General features: G+C 69.9%; 6 protein-coding genes and 2 pseudogenes. 3 read left to right on the forward strand and 5 right to left on the reverse strand.

Annotated elements, in window-relative coordinates; all coding sequences use genetic code 11:
• Positions 1-279: 279 nt before the first annotated feature.
• The gene (locus AQI95_RS43070; protein ID WP_067136830.1) at positions 280-2,391 is read right to left on the reverse strand and encodes a zinc finger domain-containing protein; all 2,112 of its coding nucleotides are present in this window, start codon (positions 2,389-2,391) and stop codon (positions 280-282) included.
• A gap of 397 nt (positions 2,392-2,788) precedes the next feature.
• Between AQI95_RS43070 and AQI95_RS43075 the strand changes: the two genes are divergently transcribed.
• Positions 2,789-3,370 (forward strand): hypothetical protein, encoded by a 582-nt coding sequence (locus AQI95_RS43075; RefSeq protein ID WP_067136833.1) that lies wholly within the window; start codon positions 2,789-2,791, stop codon positions 3,368-3,370.
• A gap of 142 nt (positions 3,371-3,512) precedes the next feature.
• On the opposite strand, the pseudogene AQI95_RS43080 reads toward AQI95_RS43075, so the two are convergent.
• The 4 genes and pseudogenes from AQI95_RS43080 to AQI95_RS43090 all read right to left on the reverse strand — a co-directional run bounded on the left by AQI95_RS43080 (position 3,513) and on the right by AQI95_RS43090 (position 5,517).
• A pseudogene (locus AQI95_RS43080) lies at positions 3,513-4,273 on the reverse strand (DUF5131 family protein).
• A gap of 247 nt (positions 4,274-4,520) precedes the next feature.
• Positions 4,521-4,889 carry a hypothetical protein gene (locus AQI95_RS49660; RefSeq protein WP_244189099.1) on the reverse strand — a complete coding sequence of 123 codons (369 nt, stop codon included), beginning with the start codon at positions 4,887-4,889 and terminating at the stop codon, positions 4,521-4,523.
• Positions 4,890-5,016: 127 nt separating this feature from the next.
• Positions 5,017-5,166 (reverse strand): annotated as a pseudogene (locus tag AQI95_RS49665) (DciA family protein); the annotation flags it as partial.
• Positions 5,167-5,316: 150 nt separating this feature from the next.
• Positions 5,317-5,517, reverse strand: a complete 201-nt coding sequence (locus AQI95_RS43090) for a hypothetical protein (RefSeq protein ID WP_159056743.1) — start codon at positions 5,515-5,517, stop codon at positions 5,317-5,319.
• 127 nt (positions 5,518-5,644) lie between these two features.
• On the opposite strand from AQI95_RS43090, the gene AQI95_RS43095 reads away from it, so the two are divergent.
• Entirely contained in the window at positions 5,645-6,148 is a 504-nt protein-coding gene (locus AQI95_RS43095) for a chromosome partitioning protein (protein ID WP_067136838.1), read from the forward strand.
• 161 nt (positions 6,149-6,309) lie between these two features.
• A complete protein-coding gene (locus tag AQI95_RS47755; protein ID WP_067136842.1) occupies positions 6,310-9,534 on the forward strand; it encodes a P-loop domain-containing protein in 3,225 nt (1,074 codons plus the stop codon).
• Positions 9,535-9,930 lie beyond the last annotated feature (396 nt).

Genomic DNA, 9,930 nt, shown 5'->3' on the forward strand with positions numbered 1-9,930 from the left:
TTCTGGTGGTTCGGGAAACTGCGCGCCTTTCCAGATGGCGGGTCGGCACACTGACCCGGCGGCGCGGAGGACCTGGGCCGCGAGGGGCTGGGCTTCCTCGAGTCGGCCGACGGCCGCGCGGACCCGGGCAAGGCGGCACCGCTGTTCTGCCCTCTCAGCCATTCTTGCGCTTCGTCCGCGGCTGTCGAGTGACGAGGGCCGAGAGGGCCGGACTACCCGGCCTGTGTACGGCGTGCCGTCACCGGACTGCCGCGGCCCGGCGGCGCAGTGGCTAGTACCTCAGCCCCACAGCTTGCGGGTGAAGTTCTTCGCCCACTCCACTCGCTCGTGGTGCGGGCCGTGGGGCGTGCACGGGGAGTTCGGGCCGGCCTGGCATTTCGGACAGCTGACCTCCTCCGCATGCCAGGCCCGTGCCGCCGACCCTGCGGTCTCTTGCGGTTCCCGCCCTGCCCTGCGCGACCGAGGAGGCCGGGTATTGGCCGGGGCAGGCTGCGAGGCCTGGTGCTGGCGTTCCTCAAGGGCGCCCTCCTGCCTCTCACCGGGGCCCATGCGGTCGTCGCTCTGCAGGACACGGCGCAGGCGTTCATCGTGGGGAAGCTGTCGCTTCTCGCTGGGGCCGACGCGATCGTCGTTGTCGCACAGCTTGCCCGGTCCGGCGTGGCATCGCGGGCACACCATTCGGTACCAGTCGCCGCGTGGCACCTGGTGGTGCAGCCGGGCCGCGATCTTCTTCTTCGCTCCCTGCGCCTGGCCCTCCCGGCCGACCTTCGGCCGCCGCTCCCGGAGGGGACGTGTGGGGCTGACTTCAGGCTCGCACGCCTCCGGGGCCGGCTGCATCGGCCCGGCAGGGGCCCCGACCTGATGCCCAGCCTCCTTTTGCTGCTGGGCCGTCTTTTGCGCGGCTTTCCGCTCGTCCACGATCAGCTGCAGCCGCTCCACGTGGCCATCCTTGCGCGGCTTCCCGCTACTGGGCCCCTCGACCAGCACACAGTGCTTGCCCTGCTCCGCGTTGCAGCGCGGACAGCTCCGCTGGATCCAGTACCGCCGCGCCACGTGCAGCTGCTCCTGCGGCCCCAGCGCCACCCGCTTCCTCCAGACCTCCACACGCCGCGCTTCACCACCCTTCAGCAGCTCTCCGGCCGACGCCGCGGACCGTAGGAGCTCCTCCACAAGAGGGCGCAGGCCGGACGTGTACGCGTCGTACCCGCGAAGACGATTCAGGGCGCTGCGGACGCGAGCTGCAGCCCTTCGTGCTTCCCTTTCAGTGTCAGCCTCCGCTTCGACCGCGTCCCGCGTGAGGTCGTCCAGGCTCTCGAAGTACTTGACCGCCCGCTCGTAGACGGCGGACTCGACGTCCGTGCGGTCCCCCGCTGCCGTCGCGTTGACGCGAATCAGAAGCCTGCGCACCCGCCCAGGCCTCTGCTCAGCCACCGCCCTCTTCAAATTGTCGAACAGCTTGCGGCGCTCCACGTCCTGCTCAACCAGCCAGATCCCCGCGTGACGAACCGCAGCCTCAAGCTGCTCCCGGAACTCCCCCTCCACACCGGCCAGATCCTCGATCTCCCCGCACACCTGCTTCACCAAAGGCACGGACTCGATCCGCCGCGCATACACAAGCCGACGCAGCAGCGCTTGGCCGCGCGCCGTCGGCTCCGGCACCTTCCTCGCCTTACCGGGCGACCACAACGATGGACGCGGCACGCTACGGGCCTGAACGATCTTCTCGACCGCCGGCGTCGACAACCCGCGCTCCGTCAACTCGCACTCGTCCAGTGCGAACCATTCGATCGGCCTGGCGAACGCCTCGGTCCCGATCCTCACGTGGCGCGCGGTGCCCACGCTGTCCAGGCGGATCCGATGTACGTACCAGCGGCGGATCAGTGTGTCGCGGTCGACCGGCACCGTCGTCCCGAGGACCGGCTCCACACCGTCGTCCCACACGGGTGCCACCGCCTGGTCCAGGTGCACTCGAAGGGCACCGTGTTGCCAGCAGACGTCGACGACGGAGCCGAGCGGTACCCCATTGGGGCGGGTGTACTCGAAGGTGGCATGTTCTCCGCGGTCGGTGAGCCAGGCCGCGGCCGCCGCCTTCACGTACAGGTGGTCCGCACTGTTCACGCCGCGGGCACGGCGGCCGCACACGTGCGGCAGTCCGTCCGGATCTGCGTGATGGGCGAAGTGACAGACCCGATCCGTGTAGAGCTTCGTGGTCAGCTGGCCGCCGCAGCCACCGAGCAGGGAGCCGCACCAGAAAGTGTCGCCGTCGTAGTGGTGGCGGAAGGCGTCCAGCTCGATGGCCTCCATCGGCAGCATCAGCGGCTCATCCGAGTCCGCGCTGCCAAGGACCGCCGTCTGGATCTGTCGCCTGTCTACGCGCACGAAATCCCCCATCTATCCGTCCAACTCATCGTGTCACCAGCGGAGTTCACCAGCCAGATCGCCTTCCCGTGCCCCTCAAGCCGTACGCCCCAGCCGTGGCTCGGCCGCCGCTGCACCGATCACGCTGTCGGGGTGCTGCCCCTTCCGGGCCACGCGTTCCGCTCGTGCCTGGCGCAGGGCCGCGGAGTGGGAGACATCGGCTTCGCGGCGGCACTGTATGCGGGCCGCCGCGATCGGGGCAGACGCGTCCTCGCACACGGTCTCCGGCTGGCGTCGCTCAATCCACGCCCGAGATAGCTACGGCTCCGCGGGTCAGTCGGCGGGCCGTAGGAAGCGCCCGCCCGATTCACACCTCAGAAGTGCCTCAAGCGCACAGCCCCTCGCGCTGCCCTATGCACGATGGGCTGGTATGAAGCTCACTGAATGGGTCCCCTTCGCCACCGCAGCAGCGACTTTGCTGGCCGCTCTGGTCGCCTACGCGGCTGCCCGGCGCACGGCGCGCACCACATGGCGGTCCAGGACGCTTGAGTGGCGGTACATCTCACTCACCAACTTCTTCGACGCCGCCATGCTCTTCCACAGCCTCAAAGAGAAGCCGCACACCCGCGACAACTGCGGGACCGATCTTCACTCAACCTGGCGCCGCCTCGACCTGACCGGGCCGGCACCTCTGGTGAACCAGGCGCGCCCGCTGTACCAGGCTGCAAGCGACCTGTTCGACAACGGACACCCTCTGCGCGCCTGGAATGGGCTCACGGAGCGCGCGTATCAGGAGTACATGGAACTGTCGAAGCTCATCGACTCCGAAGAACGCATGGGCCGCGACGGGCAGCATCTCCTGCCCGACTACCACGCCGCACGGTCGGCGTACGAGGGCCTGCGCGAGGCGGTGTCCCCCGGGTCGGCGGCTGACTGGGGGAAGGTCATGGTATTGCCCGCGATGGCGCGGGTTCTTCGGCTGGTAGAGACTCACTGTGCCGCCCCACAGTGACGCCGCGAGGTCGTGCGGCTGACGGCGTGTTCCCGCGATGCCGATCCGCGCGGCGTAATAGGCCTTCCCGTTCCGTATGGAGCGGTGGACTGTGATGTACCTGTCGCTGTCGATCACCCCGGCAAGGTAAGCGAGGTCCAGGTCACGCATGCGCCCGCTCTTTCGGGTAGTCGCGGACCTGTAGCTCGGCTGGGAACCGGTCAATCTGCTTGTGTTCCTTGCCCCAACAAGATCCGAGCTGCTTGACGAATGGGACACAGCCAACCTCGTGGGATCGGCGTACCACGTCCACGGCCCATGCCAACTCCATGGGCCGGGCACCCGGTCCCGACTCGCCGCCGACGATCACCCAGTCGATCCCTGTCAGCTCCAGCCCGTCCAGAGGCCCCAGCAGTGGCTCGCACGACAGGAACTTCACCGCCGCGGGCACCTGCCGCAGGTCGTCGACACGCGGCAGTTCCTTCGTTCTCTCCACGGACACGCCCATCCACAGATTCGCTGGCCACTCCAGCCGGTGTCGGCGACCTGCCGCAGACGCCGCGCCCGTTTGGTAAGCACCTGATAGGTGTGCTGTGGAGTTTCTGCGATCACGTCGAAAACGCGGCGCACGTAGTCGAGCGGCACTCGAGCGTGGAACAAGTCGCTCATGGAGTTCACGAACACGGTGCGCGGGCTCTTCCACCCGTACGGCACACGCAAGGCGTCCGGGTGCAGTGTCAGCCCGAACCCTGGCCCGGAAGTGCGCGGGTCACCGTCGGCCTGGTACTTAGGTGATCCCATCGCCTTCAGCCGCTTCGCCAGCGTCAGCGCGTAGCAGTTGTCACAGCCCTTGGAGACGCGGTCGCAGCCGGTCGTCGGGTTCCAAGTCACCTCGGTCCACTCGATCGAACTGCGGTCGCTCACCGGTCTCCTCCAACCCTCACATACGCGGCCTCGCCCCCGAAGGCAGCCGCAGCGCGCTGCCTAACGATGCCTTCTGGACCGGGACACCGCCCCAGTAACGCCGGTATCTGCGCGCCCTTGGTTGTCTCTCGTAACCTCACGTCTCCAACCTCCGTTCAGGAACCTAGCCGTTGTGATCGATCACGGTCGATATGACCGCCGCTCTTCCAGCCGTCTTCTCTGAGTACCTGCGGAAACCGGCTGACCGTCACGCTGTCTGCTCCAGGTTCTGCGGCTCCGACTGGCGCCTGGCCTTCTCGATACGAGCCCGGCGTAGCGCGGCGGCCTCGGTTGCCGCGGCACGACGGCGGCGTTGGATGCGGGCCGCCTCGATCGGGGTCGGCGCATCGTCCGGAACGGCGTTGGTCTCGGGGAACGCCCTCCGGCTGAGCTCGCGCATCGCGGCGGTTTGCCGCTCCACCGCCTCCGCGATGGCCGGGTCCACCCGGTGCGACGGTGCTGCCTCGTGGTGCGCGGCAAGCGCACGGCGGTAGCCGTCCGAGGCGGTCTCCCGGGTACGCACCGGCCCGGTGGGCACGGTCGCAGGCACCGAATCGGAGTCGGTCGGCTCGGGCACCGGCACCGTGCCGGGCGCAAGGACTCGCAGGGCGCGGACGACCGTGCGGCCGGCCGACGCGTTCGCGGGTCTGCTCCAGCCGGGTCTTCGTCGCCCAGGCCCACGACTCCGGGCACACAGTGAGCTGGCCGGTGTCGGCGTCGTAGCCAATCGCGGCGACGTGCTCGGCCAGCTCGGGGGCGATGGCAGCCCAGCGCCCGCGCAGCGTCGCGCCGGCGGCCGGGAGCTCCCAGGCCCGCTCGGCCACCAGCTCACCGATCGCGGCGCCAAGCCCCATCGGCTCGCGCCCGCCACGCCGGACCACCTGGGTCGTGCGCGGCTTCGGCTGCGCCGTACGCCCACCGCCGTTCTTCTGCGCCGCCACCTTTTGCAGCGCGCGGTGCGACGCGGGCCAGGTCGACTCCGCTGAGCTGCGGGTTCTCGGTCATCACGCCACCTCCCCGGCCAGCTCCTGGACGCGGTGGACACCGCAGACGCTGCGGGACGGCAGAGGCTTGCGGCCGCACGGCACGGTTCCGTCCTGGCCCGAGCAGGTCTCCTGCTCGGCCGGTGCGGCGGCAAGCGTGGGCACGACGGCGGCGCCCAGTGCAGTGAGGTCGTCTGCGCGAATGTCCGAAGTCCTGTGCACGAGCGGCACCCGGGGGCGTGTCGGTCTACGAAATGCATCAGTTGGGATAGACGAATCCGCCCGTGCGGTCATGTGCGTTGGGCATGATGGAGCGGGATGACCGTTTCGGGGGAAGGGTGCGAGACGCATGGTGATCGAGGCCGGAGTGGTGGCCGGGTATGTGATCGCGTGGACGGTGCGCAAGGCCCGCCGAGCGGCTGGCCGTTTGGATGCCGAGGTCGATACGGTCATCGATGCGGGGCTGGACAAGCTGCACACGGCGGTGGCCGCTAAGCTCGGCGCGCACCCTGTCCTGGATGATCTGGCCGAAGAGGCCGCCACCGAGGAGGGGCTGGTCAGCGAGCTGACCCGTCAGCAGGTGGAGCTGGCGGTCACAGCCGCGGCGCGCAAGGACGACATCTTCGGCCGCGAGGTCACCGAGCTGGTGGCCCAGCTGCAGACTGCGGAGAAGACCAGCGGCATCACGGTGGTGACCGCCGCCGGGTCGGCGGTGTTCATCGGGGACGCCCATGCCGAGGCCTGCGGGGACGGGATCGCTTTCGGACAGATCGCCGGGGACGTGCACGTGGACCGCGGTGCTACGGGCGGGCAGCGGCCGGGCCCTTCCGAGCCGGGCCGGTCGCGCCCCTGACCGCACCCGGCATAACCGGTGGCATAGCCGCGGCCGCGACGGTGCGGTCGCCAGCCATTCCAGCCGACCAGCCCCCTAGGCACGTCTACGCGGAGCGTGGCGGCACCAGCTTCGGGCATGTTGCCGGGAACGTGACGGTTTACAAACAGGAGGGGTCTGCCGTGCCGCGGCCGGTGCGCTCGGCGTACCAGCGGCAGGTGGAGCGGATCGCCCCACCGCAGTTGCTGGGCCGGGAGGCTGAGCTGGCCGAGCTGGCAGGTTTCTGCCTGGATGAGCGTCGCGGTCCCTACGTGTGGTGGCAGGCCGGGCCGTGGGCGGGCAAGTCTGCACTGCTGTCCACTTTCGTACTCAACTCGCCTGCCCCGCCCGCCGCCAGCGGAGTGTGGCTGGTGTCGTTCTTCATCACCGCCCGGCTGGCCGCGCAGGACACACGGGAGGCGTTCACCACCGCACTGACGGAGCAGCTGTGTGCACTGCTCCGTCAGGACCTACCGGCCAGCGGAGATGAGGCAGCCCGGGAAGCAGCGCTGCTGGATCTGCTCGCCCAGGCCGCAGCCGTGAGTCAGCAGGCAGGTGGCCGGCTGGTGCTGGTCGTTGACGGGCTGGACGAAGACCGCGGCGTGACCACCGGGCGGGGGGCACACAGCATCGCCGGACTGCTGCCCGGCCGCCCGTCGGCCGGGATGCGGATCATCGTTGCCGGACGGCCCAACCCCCCGATCCCCGACGATGTGCCCGACTGGCACCCACTACGTGACCGGGGCATCATCCGCCTGCTCAGCGACTCCCCGCATGCCAGGGATCTGCAGCGACTCGGCCAGTCCGAACTCAAACGTCTGCTCTCCGGCAGCCCCATCGAGCAGGATCTGCTGGGCCTGCTCACCGCCGCCCGGGGCGGCCTCTCCGGCCCCGACCTGCGAGAGCTGACAGGCGCGGACCTGGTGACCATCGAGGAGATATTGCACACCGTGGCCGGGCGCACCTTCACCCGCCGTCTCGCCGCCTGGACGCCGGACGAAGGACGACAGGTGTATCTGCTCGGCCACGAGGAACTACACAACGCCGCCTGCCACTACCTCGGACATGACCGCCTGGCCCACTACCGGGACCGGTTGCACACCTGGGCCGAGGACTACCGCACACCCACCGACGGCCAGCCGCCGTGGCCGCCGCACACCCCTGAATATCTGCTGACCGGCTACCCCCGCATGCTGACCACCGCCGGCGACACCAACCACTTGATCACCCTGGCCATCGACCCGGCACGCCACGACAGGATGCTTGACCTGTCCGGCGGCGACGCCGCCGCCCTCACCGAGATCAAAACCTGTCAAGACCTACTCCTGCACTGCCCGGCACCGGACCTGTACGCCTTGGCCAGGCTGTCCCACCACCGCGGACAAATCGAATCCCGCAACGCCCACATCCCCACCGAACTCCCCGCCCTGTGGGCCACGATTGGCCAACCCAACCGGGCCGAGCAGATCGCCCGAGCCCTCACCGACCCGTGGGAGCGGGCGCGGGCGCTGGCCGGGGTGGCTGGGGCGGTGGCCGCCGCCGGTGACCATGACCGGGCCGTGCAGATCGCCCGCACCCTCACCAACCCGTGGGAGCGGGAGCGGGCGCTGGCTGCGGTGGCTGGGGCGGTGGCCGCCGCCGGTGACCATGACCGGGCCGAGCAGATCGCCCGCACCCTCACCAACCCGTCGGAGCGGGCGCGGGCACTGGCCGCGGTGGCTGGGGCGGTGGCCGCCGCCGGTGACCATGACCGGGCCGAGCAGATCGCCCTCACCCTCACCAACCCGTCGGAGCGGGCGCAGGCACTGGCTGCGGTGGCTGGGGCGGTGGCCGCCGCCGGTGACCATGACCGGGCCGAGCAGATCGCCCTCACCATCACCGACCTGTGGGAGCGGGCGCACGCGCTGGCCGGGGTGGCTGGTGCGGTGGCCGCCGCCGGTGACCATGACCGGGCCGTGCAGATCGCCCGAGCCCTCACCGATCCGTGGGAGTGGGCGCGGGCGCTGGCTGCGGTGGCTGGGGCGGTGGCCGCCGCCGGTGACCATGACCGGGCCGAGCAGATCGCCCGCACCCTCACCAACCCGTGGGAGCGGGCGCGGGCACTGGCCGGGGTGGCTGGTGCGGTGGCCGCCGCCGGTGACCATGACCGGGCCGAGCAGATCGCCCTCACCATCACCGAACCGTGGGAGCGGGCGCACGCGCTGGCCGGGCTGGCTGGGGTGGTAGCCGCCGGTGACCACGACCTGGCCAAGCCCGTCGCCCGCACCATCACCAACCCTCGGAAGCGGGCACTGGCCGCGGTGGCTGCAGGCGGTGACCACGAGCGGGCTGCCGGACTGGCCGCAGACGCAGAACAAATCGCCCGCACCATCACCAACCCGCACCAACAGGCGCAGGCACTGACCGAGGCGGCTTGGGCGGTGGCTGCAGGCGGTGACCATGAGCGGGCTGCCGGACTGGCCGCACACGCAGAACTAATCGCCCGCACCATCACCAACCCGCACCAACAGGCGCAGGCGCTGGCCGCGGTGGCTGAGGCGGTGGCCGCCGGTGACCACGAGCGGGCTGCCGGACTGGCCGCACACGCAGAACAAATCACTCATACCATTATCAACCCGGACCAGCAGGCGCAGGCGCTGTCCGCGGTGGCTGGGGCGGTGGCCGCCGCCGGTGGCCACAAGCGGGCCGAGCAGATCGCCCGCACCATCACCACCCGTCGAGAGCGGGCGCAGGCGCTGGCTGCGGTGGCTGGGGCGGTGGCCGCCGCCGGTGGCCACAAGCGGGCCGAGCAGATCGCCCGCACCATCACCGAACCGCGGCAGCAGGCGCGGGCGCTGGCCGCGGTGGCTTGGGCGGTGGCCGCCGGTGACCGCGAGCGGGCTGCCGGACTGGCCGCAGACGCAGAACAAATCGCCCGCACCATTATCAATCCGGACTATCGGGCGCAGGCGCTGGCCGGGGCGGCTTGGGCGGTGGCCGCTGCCGGTGACCACGAGCGGGCTGCCGAGTTGGCTGCCGACGCCGAGCAGATCGCCCGCACCATCATGGACCCGCGGGAGCAGGCGCGGGCGCTGGCCGGGGTGGCTGGAGCGGTGGCTGCAGGTGGTAACCGCGAGCGGGCTGCCGGACTGGCTGCCGACGCCGAGCAGATCGCCCGCACCATCACCGACCCGGACCAGCAGGCACAGGCGCTGACCGAGGTGGCGAAGACAGTCGGCCTGCCGCGGGCCGGTCATTTGTTGGGGGAGGCGTTCTCGCGAGGGTCATGGCTGACGCCTCTGTCGGTGCTGGCGAAGATCTTCCCACAGGAGATGATCCGGTTCGCTGACGCGGTATACGCAGACGATCCTTCGCGTGATGCCCAGTAGATACGCCGTGTCCGGGGTGGCTCCGGTGCGGAATGCCCCGATCCGGCAGCTGTAACGCCGGACCGGACTGTTGTCTCGGGTGGCCACCCGAGACAGACGATGTCCAGGACGGACAGGTGGCGCAGGAGCCGGTTGATCCAGTAGATGACGGACAACTGGCCGACGGGCGCGATACGCACCTCCTCCCCTTGATGGCGATTCGTGAAAACGGGTCTGGGCGGAATTTCGTGACGGTCACGAACGTGTCGTTCTCGGCAACATGTTTGGCTGCGAGAATTCCCTGGTCATGGGGGTTCTGTCTGTGTTGAAGGACGTGCTGTTCCCGGATGCTGTGGGGATGGTGCTGGACCGATTGACTGAGGTGGGCGGGGTGGTTGTGGCCGAAGCCCACAGTGT

The organism is Streptomyces yokosukanensis (assembly GCF_001514035.1).
GTDB classification, from domain to species: Bacteria; Actinomycetota; Actinomycetes; order Streptomycetales; family Streptomycetaceae; genus Streptomyces; species Streptomyces yokosukanensis.

Coding starts and splice junctions, on each gene's coding strand:
- AQI95_RS43095 (WP_067136838.1), top strand. CDS start 5,645: ATGGTGATCGAGGCCGGAGTGGTGGCCGGGTATGTGATCGCGTGGACG.
- AQI95_RS43075 (WP_067136833.1), top strand. CDS start 2,789: ATGAAGCTCACTGAATGGGTCCCCTTCGCCACCGCAGCAGCGACTTTG.
- AQI95_RS43070 (WP_067136830.1), bottom strand. CDS start 2,391: ATGGGGGATTTCGTGCGCGTAGACAGGCGACAGATCCAGACGGCGGTC.